Here is a 17,108-nt window from a genome sequence, read left to right on the forward strand (position 1 = left end):
AACCCCTATTTTTTTGAATTTCTACCGAGCTCTTGATGTTTGGGATAGCTGGCACGCGAAATATTTAGTAAAATGCCAGTGCTGGCTAAACATAAAACAAGGGAAGACCCCCCATAACTGATGAAGGGAAGCGGCACACCCGTAATGGGCAGAGCTCCAACAACGGCTCCGACATTTAACAGGAATTGCAAAAATATCATCATCACAATTCCTATTCCGAGCATTAAAGCGAAAGAATTGTTGCTCCTAAAAGCAGCGCGAAATCCCCGCCAAATAAAAAGAAAAAATACAATAATAAGGGATGATGTTCCAACAAAGCCCAATTCTTCCCCGATAACGGCAAGAATAAAATCCGTATGCGCCTCAGGCAGGTAAAAAATCTTTTGAATGCTGTGACCAATTCCAGTCCCGGTAAAACCCCCATGTCCCAAAGCAATAAGCGACTGAATCAGTTGATAACCAGATCCTTGCGGATCTTCAAACGGACTCAGAAAAGAATTAATCCGCTTGAGACGGTAACTTTTGCTGAAAGCCAGGTAAGAAAAGAGCGAGATCAAAGACAAGCCAAGCAGAAACAGATGGCGAAGAGCCGCATCACCAACGAGCAGGATTGTCACAGCCATACCGATTAGAATCAAAACCGTGCCAAAATCCGGCTGCTTCAGGACAAGCAGCGAAATAAGTCCGATCACCGTTACAACGGGAATCAACCCTCTACGAAAATCACGGATTTGTTCCCCTTTTCTGCTGATGGCCGTTGCCAAATAGACGATGACGGTCAGCTTGGCCAACTCGGAGGGCTGCAACGTAAATCCACCCACGGCAACCCAGCGTCTTGCACCATTGACATCCCTGCTCTGAACTAATACAAAAGCAAGCATTAACAGCGTAACCAGCAGCAGGAAAGGCGAAGCCTTCTTCCAACAATCCAGAGGAACCAACATAAAAACAAACATCAAAAACAATCCAAAAAAAGCAAATACCCCTTGCTTCATGGCATAATATGATGAAAAATCATGCCTCATGATCGCGGTGGTATAACTTGCACTAAATACCATAATCAAACCAAAGCCTACAAGAAAAAAAGTCAAAAAAAGAAGCAGAAAATCCGGACGGCCTTTTCTTTTATCTTTCAATGCACAGAACACCTCTCGGTTATTTCTGCCATTTGTGCGAATGTTTATTCCAGATCCAATTTGCCCTGATACACCTTCTTGGATAGCAGCTTCAGCTTGTCATCCCGCCAGCCGTATACATCCAGACCATTCCCCGCTTTTCCCAGAGACCAGCCAAGGACAAGCTCGGGTCGGCCGTCATAATTGATATCCAAGATCCCGACATAAGCCAGTCCGTAACCGAAACCATCAACCTCCGTGACCTTGCGCCACTCCTCTTGATGCTTCTTGAACAGCGCCGCTTTTAGCTTTTTCCCGGTCTTGTTCTTCTCTTCATAAACGATGATCGCTTCGTCAATGCCATCTCCATCAAGATCACCAAACGAAACGACGTTTCCCTTATTTTCTTCCATTGATGAAACTATCTGTGCTTTGTAAGGCAGCATCTTGATGAAATCAGGACAGATATCTTTGTTTTGAAGGCTTTCCTCCGGTAATGGGGATTCAATCAACTCGGTTGAAGTAGTCGGAATTTCACATCCTCCAAACAGCAATAAAATGATTGTCGATACAATTTTGGTTCCCAAGAACTTTCTAGGCACTCCCGCTCACCTTCCCCCTTGCAAGCTCATTAATAATCATATCTTTTCGGAAACATATTGTGGTTATGAAATGGTTAAAGTTCATGTTCGTAAATCCTGCCATTTATAGCACATCACGGCCATCCATTTAAGTTTCCCAATCATAACTGGTATTCTGGTTTTCACGCACTCAACTGGAGCAAAGTCTACAATAAAAAAGACTGCCTCCTCGGCAGCCTGCAAAATTCTAAATCCCCTATAATAGGAGGTCAATCGATGGTCTTCACGGTATAGTTCGGATTATTGAAGCGAATTTGTTCCTTTAGCCCTGGTGTCATGTAAATCTGATTGTCTTCCGTAATAAAAAGCGCTTCAACCCCCAAATGCTGTTTAATAACCTTTATGCCCTCTTCAAGACCCATAATAAATACGGCGGTGGAAGATGGGGCGTCGTTCGACATCGAATCGCAAATGATCGTAACACTTTTCAGCCCGCTGCGGCTCGGATAGCCTGTTCGTGGGTCCATAATATGATGATATCTTACGCCATTTTCAATGAAAAATCGTTCGTAAACGCCAGATGAGTCAATTGTTTTATTTTTGATCAGCACTCGGCCGAGCACCTCCTCACGAGCTTTGTCGGGATCCTGCAGCCCAATATTCCAGCTTTGCCCGTCCGGTTTGCTGCCAAGCGCTATAATGCTGCTGCCACCAAGATTGATTATCGCACTGTCGACTTGCTGGGAATTTAAATACGCCGCAATCCGGTCGGCGGTGTATTCTTTACCGATTCCCCCCAGATCAAGCGCCATACCCGGCCGAAGAAGCTTGATGGTGCGTTCCTTGGAATTTATCTCTACATCCTTGTAGCCGATCAGATGCACAGCTTTGTTAAGCTCAGGTTCGGAAGGTATATGCGCCCCCTCGTTGCCAATATTCCATAAGCTGATGAGCGGTCCGACGGTCGGATCGTATAATCCGCCCGTATCTACAGCGTAATCCAAGGCTGTTTGCACCACGTCAAATGTGTCCTGGGATACACGAACTGCTTGCTTGCCCGCTGCCTGGTTCACTCTGTAAATCTCGCTAGTTTCCAGCGTCCGGCTCAATTTTTGATCCATGTCTTCCATCAGATCTTTAATGTATTCAAGCTGACTTGGCTTGGCATGTTCGCCATATAGCTTTACGTTAACGACAGTATCAAAAATAAAATAGGTTTGCGAATAAAAGGCTGTTTCTTTGGATTCGGTTTTTGTCTCCTGGCCGAAGCCGGACAGGAAAGAAAGGCTTCCCCGGGCGAACACGGCTGTACCTATAGCTACAATAAAAAGTATAACAAGCGTGCCTGCAATCCATTTTCGTCTCATCATTCATTCCCCCACGGTTGTTCGGTTTGCGTCCCACCCATAATGGACTGGGATAATCCATGGTTATGGATTGTGATGCCCACTCATTAACTTGTTCAGCAAACTTTTTTTCTCATCTACTTTTCACAAAATAAATTGATTTACAGATTCAATATTGTTTTCGCAACCATGAAGTAAATCACAAGCCCCGTGCCATCCACAAATGTTGTAATGAATGGACCGGAGACGACTGCCGGGTCAAGCCTTAGCTTTCTAATAATCAGCGGCAGGGCAGAGGCTACAATTGAAGACCAAATGACAATAAACAACATGGTAATGGCTACAACTTGTGCAACCTCAAAGCCAACGCCCAGTATCGAAGCACGGATGAGGCCTGCTATGCCCATCACAAGGCCCAAGCATATCCCGATTGTTGCCTCTCTCTTAATAACGCGAAATAGATCCCTGAATTTGATCTCTCCAACGCCAACCGCGCGAATAATCGTTGCAACAACCTGCGTACCCGTATTTCCACCCGTACCAACGAGCAATGGAACAAAAAATGCCAGTGAAACGACCGCTTCAAGCGTATCTTCAAAATGTTTCAGCACCGTTCCTGTATAAGCTTCAGCGATAAATAATATGAGCAGCCAAGGGAGACGCTTCTTGAAAATGCTCCAAAAGGAAGCCTCGAAGTAAGGCTCGTTTAGAGGTTCGCTGCCCCCTAATTTCTGAATATCCTCGGTGGCTTCTTCATGAATGACATCTATGAGGTCATCAACAGTGATGATTCCGATCATCCGCTGTTCTTCAGTAACGACCGGAAGAGCCACGAGGTCATAGTTGGACAACTGATTTGCGACCTCTTGCTGGTCCATTTGGGCGGGGACAGTGATCATATCCTTCTTCATGATTACTTCGATGCAAGTGTTCTCGGTGGCAAGAATCGTATCTTTGAGCGAGACAATCCCAACCAATATCCCGCTGGAATCAAGGACATAGATGTAATAGACCATCTCCGCGTCCTGCCCGACTTTGCGAATGTGCTGCAGAGTATGTTCGACCGTCCAATTGTTTCTTACCGCTATATAGTCAACGGTGGCGAGACTTCCTGCTGTTTTTTCAGGATACCGCATTAAAGCTTCGATCTTCTTGCGATGCTCCTCCGGCAGGAACTTAAGAAGGGTTTGAGCTTGGTGAGGATGAATGGCTATCAGGAGATCGACAACCTTGTCACTTGACATCTCATTTAGAATCAAAGCCGTTTTTCCCTTGGATACATGATCTAAAATATGATACTGAACATCAGGATCGACATATTCTAAAATTTCTGCTGCTAATTCATCGGAGAGGCTGTCGATCAGATCGGCCTGTTCATACTCCCCAAGTTTAAGGAGCATTTGTGCGATGTCGTACGGTTGATAGCGAACAAGAAACTCATAAAGACGCTCTTGATTTTTTTCAACCAACCACTTTTTTAATTCTTGAATCGTAATTTGTTTGACCATTTTGTATACCTCCTAGCGCTTTGTATGAATATACCTGGTTTGTTTGCCTATGCACTAGAAGCCATAAAAAGCCCTTCCAACACAAAGGAGAGCATGTAGTTCCTGTTCACCTCAATGTCTGGTCAGACTTCTGCATGTTTACACGGTAAGCTGTTACGTAGTCGGTAAGAGGGAAGGAAGGTATAATCGCAATGTTATTCTCCCCTTGGTTTGCGAAAATAAAACCCTTCTGGGACCTAATCCTAGAGGGGCTCGTGAAAGAACGCATGTGAAACATGCCTTCTACCCCCTAGTTGAGCTTTAGCACTATGCAACGTAAAGAAAAAACGTGATCTTAGCCACCTTAAGAAAAGCCTTAACCCGGCAATTCCTGTTCTACCCATTGGCATCTCTCGATATTTCTGGGCAGTGGCCTATGTTTGCTATAGGAGCCTCACCTAACAAGATAATATGAACATTGAACTTGCTTTGCCGTATTTCAGTATAGTGGAATGTTATTAAAAAAAGGTTATGTAAAAGTTAAAATGGCGGATTGGCCGCCTTACCGTTTATGGCGCACCTACTCGGTTAATCAGGGACAGAAGAACATTTAAAACCAAATCATCGGCTATTGGGGGTTCCGTTGAGGTCGGTTTCAAATACTATATGAAAATTACAATAGCCCAGTCCCTGCAGACTGAGCTTCTTCATTGCTTCTACTTTTTTATGAGCTGAGGATCTTCCTTTGTATCCGGCTTGTCCTCATTCGATTCGATCAGGTCATTCAGATCATATAAATGGGAGTGGCTCTCGAACCAGTGAAATAAATGAGTTACAATCACCTTCAACACAGCATAGCCCGGAACCCCAAGCAATATCCCAAAAAAGCCAAACAAATTCCCGGCAGTCAAAATTACAAAAATAATTGTAATCGGATGAATTTGCATCGTCTTGCCCAAAACTTGCGGCGAAATAAGCTTCCCATCAATAAACTGGACGATAACCCATACAATGAGCAATTTAAACAGCATTACCGGCGATGTAACTATAGCTATAATAATGGCCGGTGTTATGGCGATAGCTGGCCCCAGATAAGGAACGACGCTTGTGCAAGCGGCTACTAACGCCAGTATCAGCGAGTAATCAAGCCCGATAATAAGGAAACCGACGTACATCATGCTGCCAATACATACACTGTCAATAATTTGCCCGCGAATAAAATGGCTGATCTGCCCGTTCATTTCGGTAATTACTGTATATATACTCTCCCGAAGACGGCTTGGTACAAATTGGAGAATATAGTGCGGAAGCTTCTTCCCCTCCTTTAGCAAATAGAAGAGAATAAATGGCACCGTCGCCACGATGAGTATGACATCCTTGATAATACTAAGAAAACCGCCTATACGATGCCAAGCGTTATTTAGAATCGTAGTAGCCTGCTTGGAGAAGGTGTCTCCGATCGTAGACAGATCGAATCCCGTCGCGGACTGGAATTGGAGGAAGAATTCGCTTCCGATCAGACTTTCGAATTGCCGCTGTACCTCGTAGCTATACTTCGGGAGGTTATCGATGAGCCGGATGATCTGTTCCTGAAGGAGTGGAACGACAGACACGATAACAACGGTAAGCAAGCCGGTAATCAGCAGATATAGAACGGCAATCGTAAAAACACGTTTGACTCCTTTTTTCTCCAGCCAGTTAACGAGTGGATTCAACAGGTAGAAGATAGCACCCGAAAGCAGGATTGGTGGAAGAATCGTTTTTAACAGCACGGCAACCGGTCGGAAGACGAAGGAGATTTTATAAAAGATCAGGATATTCAAACCGATCAAAAACAGGATTAGCAGAAAAAGAACAAACCGGTTATTGACAAACCGCTTACTGAATCGCCCGCTCCCTGATTGTGAGTTATGCATACAACTGCAGGCCCCCCTAAAATACTTGAGAGTGTCAACGCTTTTCCCTCTTTATTGCCACAGGGTCAGCCTGGTTTATGAGACCGCAGTTGCGAACTCATAAACCATAACCAGCATCCCCACCTTATCGATTGCTATACAAGCTCTTATCGTAACACAAGTGCAGCTGGACTTACTCCTCGAAAAATTTGGACCAGGGGTTCGTCGTCTTTCGTTCCGTAATCACTTCACCTGCACGGTTCATCTCGAAATATTGATAAAAATTGGAACTGAAATTAAGCGCAGTCACTACTTGCCCCCAAACGGTTCGACCATTTCGTCCGTTAGTGCATCACTGTTCCAATAGAAATGAAGCAGCAAGCGGTTCTGGTTATACATGAGTCCATTCGTTTTGGAGTTGCCGATGACGATGATATTACTTCCTGCCAACTCCTTGGTCATTTTCTTTTTCAAAACCTGGCGCTCCGTAATAACGGTAGTGTTATGTCTGTTAATGATAACGCACCTTCGATCTGATTCCAAAACTCTTCCTGCTAAGGGGTGACCGACATCAGTTGGAGATACTTGGCTGTACCTCTCTGCTATGAAGGGGCTTATGAACGAAAGAAATCATTGCTTGCCAAATGAGATTCTGCAACAATATGAATGTTATAAACCTTTTGACAAATATTTAAAAAGAAAAAAAACATGACTGGCTTGATCATTCAGAACGATCAAAGATACCAGTCAGTACACGTCTCATGCGTACCCATGACACGCTACCACAGGTTGGCTCCCAAATCAGCCTGTCGTGCCGGGCGAACTCAAATAAACTTAAAGAACTGACGCCGATGAAATCCCGTTAATACGGACCTTTCCACTGACTTCTTCAGAGTACTCCACTGGGTTCGTACGGTACGATATAGGTCAAAACAAAGTGACATTTATTCCAAGTTGATGACAGTAATAGATATAACCCATCCTGGAAATCTTCATCCCACCGCTAAGGCACTTCTGGACTAATTATGACCCTTAATTTTTTGTAAAGTGTTACATTTAATTTTCGATATTCAATCCTTTATCCACTCTATTGGACTTAATATATTTTATAAATATATAACGCACTAATGGTCCCATAATAATGATTTGTAAAGGTAATGCCATAATCAAATTCTTGCCAAAAACTGAAAAATAATCTGCGACCACTGAGTTAGAAGTAAAACCGTTATGAATATACGTTGCAGCTAACCCGTAAACAGACATAAATAACGCCATTCCCAAAACCATGCATGTTGATATGGCCAGAACTGTATAGATTTTTTTAGTTGTATTTTCGGTTAATTTCAACGCTATTTTTTTAGCATTAGGCCCTACAATAAATATATCAAGTATAAAAGCAACAACAAATCCAATAAAAAAATCAGATATTACTTCTATGAAAGTAATTTTCCCAATTCCTCCATTAAGGTAAAGATTATACAGAGTCATAAATAATACCATTCCAAAACACATAATTAAACCAAATTGTAAACTTTCTTTCTTAGTTGTTGGCAATTCCATCATCCCTTCTTTTTTTCATACCTTGTAGTATAGGGATAGTAAGAAACTCTTCGTAAGTGAACAATTCGTAAACATTTTACGAACTAAAATTTTGAATGATTCGTGCAGGGTTACAGAAACACAAGCAACGGCTCTTAGTAAAGCGGTTAATGCTCATAGTGATTGATGAAATCGGACGTTCTCAAGAGAACATTGCAAGTACACCAACATGACGAATGCTCGGAGGTATTAACGATTTATGACAACGAACCATCTTCGAAAGATACATGATATAATAAACCTCTGAACCGCTATGCTTAAGGACATAGTTTGAAATGAGGATGAACCACCAAGATGATTATCGAAATATTGCTGGATGTCGTGCTGCCCATTTTCGTATTAATCGGAATCGGGGCCGTAATGCACCGTATCTTTCGGCTTGATCTATACACATTGGCCAAAATTAATTTTTATTACATTACCCCTGCGGTCGTCTTCCTTAGCATGTACCAATCGGAAATGTCAGCGGAATTGCTCGGAAGTGTAACTTTATTCTATGTACTCTATATTATCTTGCTCTACGGAATCAGCTCCCTCGTCAGCCGCAGGATGAAATTCAGTCAAGGCATGAAGGCGGCTTTTACGAACAGCCTGCTGCTCGACAATTCAGGGAACTACGGTCTGCCGGTTAATCAGCTCGCCTTCAAGGGAGAGCCTCTGGCGATGTCTCTACAGGCCCTCATTATGACCTTCCAGAGTCTCGTCACCTTCACCTATGGCGTAATGTCGATACAGAAAGCCAAGAATGGAGGCAGTTTGAAGGCAGCCTTAACCGGATTTCTAAAAATGCCGGTGCCTTACGCCCTCGTACTGGGTCTGATCTTCCATGTGCTGAAGCTGCCGCTGCCGAACTTCGTCTCGAAGCCGCTTGGTTATATGGCTGACTCGATGGTCAGCATCGCGCTCCTGACGCTTGGAGCACAGATCATAAAATATCCGCTGCGGCTGGATCGGCTTGATGTATATATCAGCGTATTGCTCCGCTTGCTTATAGGTCCGGTGGTTGGCTTCACCTTAATTATGATACTCGGTATGCGAGGCATTCCCGCCCAAGCGCTGCTCATCGCTTCCGGTATGCCAACCGGAGTCAACAGTACAATTCTGGCTGAGGAATATAATAACGAACCTGATTTCGCTTCGCAGACCGTATTGATCTCGACGCTGCTGAATATTGTAACGATTACCGCTCTTATCTCTATCGCAAAGCATTTATTATAATTTAAATTCACTAACAACAAAAAAATCAAGGATCATCCGCAGAATTTTCGTACCAGCGGATATCCCTGATTTTTTTGTGCAAAAGGCTGCTTAGGCTTGAGTTTTTCCATTTATCTCAAACGAAGTCTGATGCAGTTCTCTGATGGACATTTGCAGAAAGTGACTTTCTTGTCTTCCTAATCCGTATTGGTTCTCCTTGGCGATCAACTCACCAATCCGTCGTTTTAGCATTTCACTGCGGCGTTCCAACATCTCATGATTACGCAAGCAAAGTCATCTCCTCTAAGTTATAGTCACGATTAATAAACACAGTTTCTAGTATAGAGGTTTCACCCTTTCAGGGGAAATCCAGTACATCGCCTTCAAGCCAAAAATACTACAATCCAGCGCGGCCTGATTCAGCTCATAAATGGCATTCTTAAACATCCTCCATCATTCTCCCGCATGGTCTTAATCCCTCTTGCAAATTTTTCTCAATTTCTGAAAATCGAGTTTTTTTCAATAATTATGAAACTATGTACCCTCTAATTCGTAAAAATGAATAGTTCACGTGCAAGTCCCATAAAGTACTGTTAGCAGTAAATGAGAAGGAGAGATTCTGATGAATTCAAGAAGAAGAGGCTGGTTAATTCCAGTGATCGTTATCGTTGCTGTAATCGTCATCTTCATCGGCATGTTCGCAGGCAAATATAATACGTATGTCACTGCGGAGGAGACGGTAGATCAGCAATGGAGCAAGATTGACGTACAGCTGCAACGCCGATATGATCTGATTCCAAACCTGGTCAATACGGTAAAAGGTTATGCGGAACACGAGAAGGAAGTCATTAAGTCCGTCTCCGATGCCCGCGCGGCTCTGGGAGGAGCAAGAACCCCAGCCGAGATGGCAGATGCCGACGCACAGCTCTCAAGCGCGCTTAGCCGCTTGCTGGTCGTAGTTGAGAACTATCCTACGCTGAAGGCAGATACGCAATTTACTCAGCTGATGGACGAATTGTCAGGTACCGAGAATCGCATCGCCGTTGCCCGGAATGACTATAACAATGCAGTTGCCGATTACAATAAGCTGATCAAGCGTTTCCCGGGCAACCTGCTCGCCGGAATGATGGGCTTCGATAAGAAGGCGTATTTCGAGACAACCACAGAATCAAGAACGAATCCGCAGGTTGATTTTGGCACAGGAAACACGTCGCTGCGCTTGGATGATAAGTCTGCTCCAATCAACAGTGTATTCGCAGCAGCAGTAGTACCGATGGCCGGTGCTAGCGCATGATCAGCCACTCGAAGCGGCTTCTGCGGAATCTGTTCCGGCCTGGTCTGCTTCTGCTGGCAATCATCTCCCTGCTCTTCCCTTTCAGTCTAGTCGCTGATGCAGCCCCGAAAATACCGGCTCCTCGCGGAGATATCTATGTTCAGGATTTCGAGAAACTGCTATCCAGCGATCAGATGTACGAGCTGAACAGGCTTGGACGGGCGTTAGAGGATAAGACAAAAGCGCAAATCGCCGTTTTAACGGTGACTTCACTGGATGGCTATTCCGTGGAGGAATACGCGCTGCAAGCCTTCCGGGAGTTTCGTCTGGGCGATCAGAAATTGAACAACGGGGTGCTGCTGCTGCTATCGATGGAGGATGGAGAACCTGGTAATCGCCCGCTGCGGATTGAAGTGGGATACGGCTTGGAAGGGGCTTTGCCCGATGGGAAGGTTGGACGAATCCTCGATCAGGTCACGATTCCTTATCTCGTTCAGAACAAGCCTGGCGAGGCCATCGTGGAGACTTACAAGGTACTCTACAATGAGGTAGCCAAGGAATACGGGGTGGAGGATCAATTAACCCCGCAAAATGTAGCCGTTCCGGAATCTCCAGGTGACGAGGGCGGTGGTTTGCCTCTCGGCTGGATTATCTTGGTTGTCGTCTTCCTGGCGATCGATTTCATCTTCTTCGGCGGACGGATGACCCTCTTCCTGCTGGCGATGCTTAGCCGTGGCGGCGGCCGAGGAGGCGGAGGAGGCGGATTTGGCGGCGGGGGCTTCAGCGGAGGCGGGGGAGGTTCTTCAGGCGGCGGGGGCGCAAGTCGGAGATTTTAAGCCTTGCAATCCCGTCTGACTGGCTATATCCTCTGAGCAGCTGGTGCTTACATCCGGTATAATGTCTAGTAGACCATACTTGAAGGAGAGAGTCTCTAGAACATGAATAAGCCATCATCACAAGCTGCTCTATCCCCGCAGGCCGTATTCTTTGATGTAGATGATACCTTATATGATCATCTCGTCCCGTTTCGCCAAGCCTTGCAAAATGTACTTCATACCCCTGAACAGTTCCCCTATGAGGCTGCTTATCATCGGATGAGATATTATAGCGATTACTTGTCTGCTCAAGCCGGGGGGACGCCAACTCAGGGTACTGTACTTCTGGAAATGCGGCGTAACCGATTTAAATTCAGCTTGGAGGAATTTGGCCTGCATGTCACAGACACGCAAGCGGACAAGGTGCAGAAGGAGTATTTGCAGCATCAATTTACGATCCAATTATTCGACGGAGCCAAGGAGCTAATCGGGCAGTTGCAGAATGACGGGATTACCGTCGGATTGATTACGAACGGACCGCCACAGCATCAAATGAAGAAGATCGCTGCTCTGGGACTTAAGGAAACAATCCCCGCCGAGCTTATCTTCATCTCCGGTGCAGTCGGAATTACGAAGCCGGACCGCGGTTTGTTCGATCATGTCGCCGGAAAGCTCGGACTTCCTGCCGAAGCTTGCTGCTATATTGGCGACTCCTGGCGCAATGATGTCATCGGCGCATTAAACGGCGGCTGGAATGTGATCTGGTTCAATCATCGTAAAGTTGCGCCCGAATCCGAGCATCGTCCTCATTATGAGGCCGCGAGCTATGATGAATTGACAGCCCTTCTGCTAAAAAGAGAAGCAACAAATTTGCATAACGGCGGGAATTTTCTCCCGTAGACCAGAAAAGCGCTGCAGGATGGATATCATCCTTGCAGCGCTTTTCTGACGCTAAGTATATATTTTGCCTGGTCCAGCGGATTAACACCTCGGCGCTGTCTTACCGCCTTCACTTCTGGCGGACAGGGCTCGTAGCCGTCGAAGAAGGAAGCGAATGTACTGCGTCCTTTCGTATAGGAACTAAGCTCTACCGGGTAATTCATCGATGCCGCAAGCGGAACCCTGCCTTCAATCAGCATTCGCTCTCCTTGCAGCACAGGCGGCTCGAAGGTACCTCGCATCTGTGCCAGATCGTTCATGACCCGGCCACCGTTCTCTTCCGGGACGATGATTCGCACACGCAGCATGGGCTCCAGCAAGGCTGTTCCTGTATTCGTCAATCCATCCATGATCCCCATGGGCGTCGCCACAGCGAAATCAAGCGGATGAGTATGCCATACATGATGCTGGCCATATACCAGAGTGACCTTCAAATCGGTTACTTCCCATCCATAGAGTCCCTGCATAAGCGCCTCCGGTACTCGCCGCTGTACTTCGTTCTGGTATTGCGCCAGCAACTCCTCGCTTTTGACCTGTGATTCATATACCAGGCCGCTGCCCCGAGGCCCTGGCTCGATCTTGAAGCGCAGAATTGCCCAGCAAGGCTTAGGCATTGTATACGCGATGAAGCCCTCACCTTCCTGCAGCGGCGTCTCCTTGTAAATAACCGAGGGCTGACCAAAGGTTACGGCTAATCCGTACCTCGTCTCCAGAATACTGCTCAGTATTTCAAGCTGTATCGGTCCCATCACCTTGGCATGCAGCTCACGCTCATCCTGCAGCCACTGCACATCGAGCAACGGGTCCTCATCGGACAGCTCCTGCAGTGCCTGAACGACCTGCGGATATTGTTCCTCATTCGCCCAGTGAACGCGGACCGTAAGCAGTGGTACTGCAAGATGGGCCTCCGGCGGAATTGCCTCTGGCCCCCCCAGCACGTCTCCGATTCTGACCTGTGTCAGACCACAAACGGCGGCAATATCCCCCGCTTCCAGCAGCCCTAAATCCTCGGTGCGGCCTCCTTCAACCTTGCGGATTTGCGTCACTTTCTCCTGTATGCCCTGCGTATGGTTATATACGATATCCCGGTTGCGCATACTCCCTTCATATACACGAACATAAGCCATCCGCCCCATCGTCTTGTCCCGTTCTATCTTGAAGACGATGCCGGATAAAGCCCCTTGCGGATTGCCGCCCGCATCAGGCAAATATTGTACGATGGCATCCAGCAAAGCTGCGATGCCTGTCCCCCGCGATGCCGCTCCATACATGACCGGAAAAATAAGCGCCTTCCTGGTCAGCTCACTCATCGTGCTCATCCAGCGATCTGCCGGAACCGGTTCATTGTCCAGGTAGGCTTCAAATAAGGCTTCATCCCGTTCCGCGAGAAAGTCGCAAAGTCGGTCGTACGCTTGTTCAAAACTCCGCTCTTCCTCGTCAGTCCTAATTTCAACCGTTTGCTTTAATCCGTTGACCCCAGGTTCAGGCTGATGATTTGCCGGCGATTCCCCACCGTTTGCCGAATTTTCGTCTAGGAGAAGCACCGTGCCACGGAATTCCTGCTCCCTTCCCAATGGGACTTGCAGCGGTATGATATCAGGCGAGAGATGCTTGCGAATTTGCTCCAATACCGCCTTCGCATCAGCTCCAACCCGGTCCATTTTATTCACAAATAATAAGGTAGGAATCCCCAGTCTGCGCAAGCCGTTCCAAATCATCTCCGTCTGTGCCTGTACTCCTTCCACAGCCGACACGATCAGGACAGCACAGTCCATCACGCGCAATGAGCGCTCCACCTCGGACAAAAAGTCGACATGCCCCGGTGTATCTACCAAATTGATCTGAGCGCCGTTCCAATGAAATGAAGTAAGCGCAGATCGCACCGAGATACCACGCTGCCGCTCTATGTCCATTGAATCAGTCAAAGCCGTCCCCTCGTCCACGCTTCCTAATTCCCGGGTCCGGCCGCTCTCAAATAAAATATGCTCTGTCGTCGTTGTCTTTCCCGCATCCACATGCGCAAATATCCCGACGTTCAGCCGCTTCATTCTGGATTGTCCCATATGATTCTCCTTACTAGAGGTGTAGGGGTTAATTGTTCAATTATTATAACCGACCTGGCCATCCCATGATATAAGAAATACAGATTCAGATTCTTGCCAGAGCAAAAAACGAAGCACCTATGGCGCCCCGTTGTATGTTTTTGCTCAACAGCCGATTCTCGCTTCTTATTCCTATAATACTCTAGTTAAAAATGCTTTTGTCCGCTCCTGTTGTGGATGATCAAATATTTGTTCCGGAGTTCCTGCTTCAATGAACTCACCCTCGGCCATGAACATGACCCGATCGGCAACTTCACGCGCGAAGCCCATCTCATGCGTAACTACGATCATCGTCATATGCTCCTCAGCAAGCTGCTTCATAACTTCCAGCACTTCGCCGGTTAGCTCCGGATCAAGCGCCGATGTCGGCTCGTCGAAGAGCAGAATCTCCGGACTCATCATTAGTGCTCTTGCGATCGCAACTCTCTGCTTCTGCCCGCCGGATAGATTAGCCGGATAGACATCCGCCTTATCAAGCAGCCCGACCTTCTCCAACAACTCCGAAGCTCTATTACGCAGTTCTACAGCGGGAAGCTTCTTCACTAACCGGGGCGCAAGCTCCAGATTGTCGCGGACCGTCAAGTGAGGGAACAGATTGAAATGCTGGAACACCATTCCCATTCGTGCAGTAATCTCCTTCACCTTAGGGGCGGCAGAATAGTTCCTATCCTTGACCATAAATTGTCCGCCAATTTGAATGCTGCCGCCATCGATCTTCTCCAGATGAGCGAGGCTGCGCAGCATCGTACTCTTCCCGGAACCCGACGGACCGATGACGGCAACCACTTCCTGTGCATCGACCGATAAGGATACATTTTTCAGCACATCCACGGCACCAAACGATTTACTAAGATTCATAACCTCTATGATTGCCATAACGATTCTACGTCCTTTTATTCGAATTTGAGCCTCCGCTCAAGTGCTTTGAACAGGAAGGTCAACACTAGCGTCATCAATAGATATATAACCCCCGCCACGAAGAAAGGCACGATCGTAAAGTCGCGGTTCACCGCTGTCTGGGCAAAATGCAGCAGCTCCGGCACGGCAACGGCATAGAGCAGAGCAGTATCCTTCACAAGGGTAATCGATTCATTGGCTACCGCCGGAAGAGCGATTCGGAACATCTGCGGCAGCACGACTCGCGTCGTCGTATGCCATTTACTCAAGCCTAATACTTGAGCCGCTTCATACTGCCCCCGATCGATCGCCAGCAAGCCGCCTCGGAATATCTCAGCAAAATAAGCGCCATAGTTCAAGGTGAAGGCCAGACACGCAGCGACGAAGCGATCCATGACCAAATACTGTCCAATCCCCGGAATGACAGGCAATCCGAAGCAAATAACGAGCATTTGCAGCAATAGTGGCGTTCCCCGCATGACGTAAATATATATATGCGCCAGCCCTGCCAGCGGCTTAATTCGGCTCTTCACCATTAAGGTGACGAGGAATCCGAGTGGAACGGACGTGATGATGGCCAGAAAGAACAGCAGCACCGTCATTTTCACGCCTTCCAGCATAGGTCCGATGATCTCTAAGATGTAATCCAAGCTCATATCTATTGTCCCCTCACGATCTATTTCAGCACTTTATCCTCGCCGAACCATTTCTTAGAAATCTCCGCCGCAGTCCCATCGCTGTTCAGATTATCAAGTGCTTGCTGCAGCTTGGTCAGCAGCTCTTCATTGCCTTGCTTCACGCCAATACCATAGAGTTCAGGAGCCAGCGACTCCTCCAGAATCTTAAAGGTCCCTTCCTCCTGCGATAAATAGTAGCGAGCTACCACTTCATCGATAATTACCGCATCAAGACGCTTCGTCTTGAGGTCGCTTAATGCCAGGACATTATCGGAAAATTCAGATACGGTCTTGATCTTGTCTTTGATCGGATTGGCATCCAACGCATCGGCAGCCGACGACTGAGCCTGCAGACCAACAACCTTGCCTGCCAGATCATCCACTCCGGCAATCTCCGAATCCGCCAGCGTCACGATCACCTGGCTATTCTCCAGATAAGGCTTCGTGAACAGCACCATCTCTTTGCGTTCATCTGTAATCGTATATCCGTTCCAGATCAAGTCAATCCGGCCGCTCTTCAGCTCGGATTCCTTCGCCTTCCAATCGATAGGCTGGAACACCGCTTCCTTCCCCATCTTCTCCGCAGCAGCTCTAGCATAGTCTATATCGAAGCCTACGATATTATTATCTTTGTCCCGGAATCCAAGCGGTGCAAATTGATCATCGATCCCGATCACCAGCTTGTTCTCATTCTTGCCTGATCCCGATGCGCCGCATCCGGCCAAGGCCACCCACATTGCCACTACGATTAGGCTAATTAATCCCGTCTTCTTCATCATTTCTCTCTCCCCCGTAATACTCGATAATCGGAACAACCATGGTAAATATGTTGATATTATTTTGATCTTTAGCTCGCTTACGCCTGCTCTCGAATGATTGCTCCAGTTTAAGATTCAGTCTAAACGCTTTAGTTCGTTACCACGTTATCAGGACTCTATAATAGCATACTACTGTAAAATAGTCGATAGAAAGAAGTCATTTCCAACTGACCTATCCTATTCACCGAGAAAGATGTAATAATGCAGTTTTTTAGCGATTATTCGCCGGTTTACAAAGATACACCGTTTAAGTCAAGCAGGCGTGCAACCCCCCGACTGGGCACAATGTGCTTAACGCGATGACTACCGGCTGCATCGAACAAGGGCTGCCTCTGGGCCATAATCGACCCTGAAGCAGCCCTTTTGC

Annotated in this window: 16 protein-coding genes and 1 riboswitch; of the genes, 4 read left to right on the forward strand and 12 right to left on the reverse strand. The window is 46.8% G+C overall.

All coding sequences use genetic code 11. The features are described 5' to 3' along the window. Window positions 1–5: 5 nt before the first annotated feature. From ftsW to BN1360_RS24195, 7 genes are all read right to left on the reverse strand, one after another. On the reverse strand, window positions 6–1,136 hold the full coding sequence (ftsW, locus tag BN1360_RS24165; RefSeq protein ID WP_068782379.1) for a putative lipid II flippase FtsW: 1,131 nt from the start codon (window positions 1,134–1,136) through the stop codon (window positions 6–8). A 44-nt stretch (window positions 1,137–1,180) separates the two neighbouring features. Continuing rightward, window positions 1,181–1,528, reverse strand: coding sequence for a hypothetical protein (locus BN1360_RS24170; protein WP_195714304.1), 348 nt, complete (start codon window positions 1,526–1,528; stop codon window positions 1,181–1,183). Between the two features lie 437 nt (window positions 1,529–1,965). After that, a complete protein-coding gene (locus BN1360_RS24175) occupies window positions 1,966–3,063 on the reverse strand; it encodes an FAD:protein FMN transferase (RefSeq protein WP_229521098.1) in 1,098 nt (365 codons plus the stop codon). Window positions 3,064–3,203: 140 nt separating this feature from the next. Next, window positions 3,204–4,532, reverse strand: a complete 1,329-nt coding sequence (mgtE, locus tag BN1360_RS24180; RefSeq protein ID WP_068782559.1) for a magnesium transporter — start codon at window positions 4,530–4,532, stop codon at window positions 3,204–3,206. 297 nt (window positions 4,533–4,829) lie between these two features. Next, a riboswitch (M-box (ykoK) riboswitch) is annotated at window positions 4,830–5,002 on the reverse strand. Window positions 5,003–5,245: 243 nt separating this feature from the next. Then, entirely contained in the window at window positions 5,246–6,445 is a 1,200-nt protein-coding gene (locus tag BN1360_RS24185; protein ID WP_068782382.1) for an AI-2E family transporter, read from the reverse strand. Between the two features lie 288 nt (window positions 6,446–6,733). Next, complete coding sequence (locus BN1360_RS24190) at window positions 6,734–6,898, reverse strand: hypothetical protein (RefSeq protein WP_157259361.1); 165 nt, start codon at window positions 6,896–6,898, stop codon at window positions 6,734–6,736. Between the two features lie 582 nt (window positions 6,899–7,480). Next, window positions 7,481–7,978, reverse strand: coding sequence for a DUF2798 domain-containing protein (locus tag BN1360_RS24195; protein WP_068782560.1), 498 nt, complete (start codon window positions 7,976–7,978; stop codon window positions 7,481–7,483). A gap of 339 nt (window positions 7,979–8,317) precedes the next feature. Here BN1360_RS24195 and BN1360_RS24200 point away from each other — a divergent pair, with 339 nt between their 5' ends. Further along, the gene (locus tag BN1360_RS24200; RefSeq protein ID WP_068782384.1) at window positions 8,318–9,241 is read left to right on the forward strand and encodes an AEC family transporter; all 924 of its coding nucleotides are present in this window, start codon (window positions 8,318–8,320) and stop codon (window positions 9,239–9,241) included. Window positions 9,242–9,331: 90 nt separating this feature from the next. Here the strand turns inward: BN1360_RS24200 and BN1360_RS24205 are convergent, their stop codons facing one another. Continuing rightward, complete coding sequence (locus BN1360_RS24205; RefSeq protein WP_195714326.1) at window positions 9,332–9,508, reverse strand: hypothetical protein; 177 nt, start codon at window positions 9,506–9,508, stop codon at window positions 9,332–9,334. A gap of 334 nt (window positions 9,509–9,842) precedes the next feature. Between BN1360_RS24205 and BN1360_RS24210 the strand changes: the two genes are divergently transcribed. The 3 genes from BN1360_RS24210 to BN1360_RS24220 all read left to right on the forward strand — a co-directional run bounded on the left by BN1360_RS24210 (window position 9,843) and on the right by BN1360_RS24220 (window position 12,208). After that, a complete protein-coding gene (locus BN1360_RS24210; protein WP_082790188.1) occupies window positions 9,843–10,514 on the forward strand; it encodes a LemA family protein in 672 nt (223 codons plus the stop codon). Further along, window positions 10,511–11,329: a TPM domain-containing protein gene (locus tag BN1360_RS24215; protein WP_082790189.1), complete on the forward strand. Its 819-nt coding sequence runs from the start codon at window positions 10,511–10,513 to the stop codon at window positions 11,327–11,329. Before BN1360_RS24210 ends, BN1360_RS24215 begins: the two co-directional genes overlap by 4 nt. A gap of 102 nt (window positions 11,330–11,431) precedes the next feature. After that, window positions 11,432–12,208 carry an HAD family hydrolase gene (locus BN1360_RS24220; protein ID WP_068782385.1) on the forward strand — a complete coding sequence of 259 codons (777 nt, stop codon included), beginning with the start codon at window positions 11,432–11,434 and terminating at the stop codon, window positions 12,206–12,208. Window positions 12,209–12,234: 26 nt separating this feature from the next. On the opposite strand, the gene BN1360_RS24225 is transcribed toward BN1360_RS24220, so the two are convergent. The 4 genes from BN1360_RS24225 to BN1360_RS24240 form a co-directional block, all read right to left on the reverse strand. Then, entirely contained in the window at window positions 12,235–14,310 is a 2,076-nt protein-coding gene (locus BN1360_RS24225; RefSeq protein WP_068782386.1) for a GTP-binding protein, read from the reverse strand. Between the two features lie 171 nt (window positions 14,311–14,481). Further along, the gene (locus BN1360_RS24230; RefSeq protein ID WP_068782387.1) at window positions 14,482–15,225 is read right to left on the reverse strand and encodes an amino acid ABC transporter ATP-binding protein; all 744 of its coding nucleotides are present in this window, start codon (window positions 15,223–15,225) and stop codon (window positions 14,482–14,484) included. Window positions 15,226–15,242: 17 nt separating this feature from the next. Next, window positions 15,243–15,902 carry an amino acid ABC transporter permease gene (locus tag BN1360_RS24235; RefSeq protein WP_068782388.1) on the reverse strand — a complete coding sequence of 220 codons (660 nt, stop codon included), beginning with the start codon at window positions 15,900–15,902 and terminating at the stop codon, window positions 15,243–15,245. 20 nt (window positions 15,903–15,922) lie between these two features. Next, on the reverse strand, window positions 15,923–16,699 hold the full coding sequence (locus tag BN1360_RS24240) for an amino acid ABC transporter substrate-binding protein (protein ID WP_068782389.1): 777 nt from the start codon (window positions 16,697–16,699) through the stop codon (window positions 15,923–15,925). Between the last annotated feature and the right edge of the window lie 409 nt (window positions 16,700–17,108).

It is taken from the genome of Paenibacillus sp. GM2 (assembly GCF_900069005.2).
Lineage (GTDB): Bacteria > Bacillota > Bacilli > Paenibacillales > Paenibacillaceae > Fontibacillus.

What these genes read in the sequence shown, in the direction of transcription:
- BN1360_RS24170 (WP_195714304.1), bottom strand. Translation starts at nt 1,528, where the DNA reads ATGGAAGAAAATAAGGGAAACGTCGTTTCGTTTGGTGATCTTGATGGA.
- BN1360_RS24175 (WP_229521098.1), bottom strand. Translation starts at nt 3,063, where the DNA reads ATGAGACGAAAATGGATTGCAGGCACGCTTGTTATACTTTTTATTGTA.
- BN1360_RS24185 (WP_068782382.1), bottom strand. Translation starts at nt 6,445, where the DNA reads ATGCATAACTCACAATCAGGGAGCGGGCGATTCAGTAAGCGGTTTGTC.
- BN1360_RS24200 (WP_068782384.1), top strand. Translation starts at nt 8,318, where the DNA reads ATGATTATCGAAATATTGCTGGATGTCGTGCTGCCCATTTTCGTATTA.
- BN1360_RS24210 (WP_082790188.1), top strand. Translation starts at nt 9,843, where the DNA reads ATGAATTCAAGAAGAAGAGGCTGGTTAATTCCAGTGATCGTTATCGTT.
- BN1360_RS24215 (WP_082790189.1), top strand. Translation starts at nt 10,511, where the DNA reads ATGATCAGCCACTCGAAGCGGCTTCTGCGGAATCTGTTCCGGCCTGGT.
- BN1360_RS24220 (WP_068782385.1), top strand. Translation starts at nt 11,432, where the DNA reads ATGAATAAGCCATCATCACAAGCTGCTCTATCCCCGCAGGCCGTATTC.
- BN1360_RS24225 (WP_068782386.1), bottom strand. Translation starts at nt 14,310, where the DNA reads ATGGGACAATCCAGAATGAAGCGGCTGAACGTCGGGATATTTGCGCAT.
- BN1360_RS24230 (WP_068782387.1), bottom strand. Translation starts at nt 15,225, where the DNA reads ATGGCAATCATAGAGGTTATGAATCTTAGTAAATCGTTTGGTGCCGTG.
- BN1360_RS24235 (WP_068782388.1), bottom strand. Translation starts at nt 15,902, where the DNA reads ATGAGCTTGGATTACATCTTAGAGATCATCGGACCTATGCTGGAAGGC.
- BN1360_RS24240 (WP_068782389.1), bottom strand. Translation starts at nt 16,699, where the DNA reads ATGAAGAAGACGGGATTAATTAGCCTAATCGTAGTGGCAATGTGGGTG.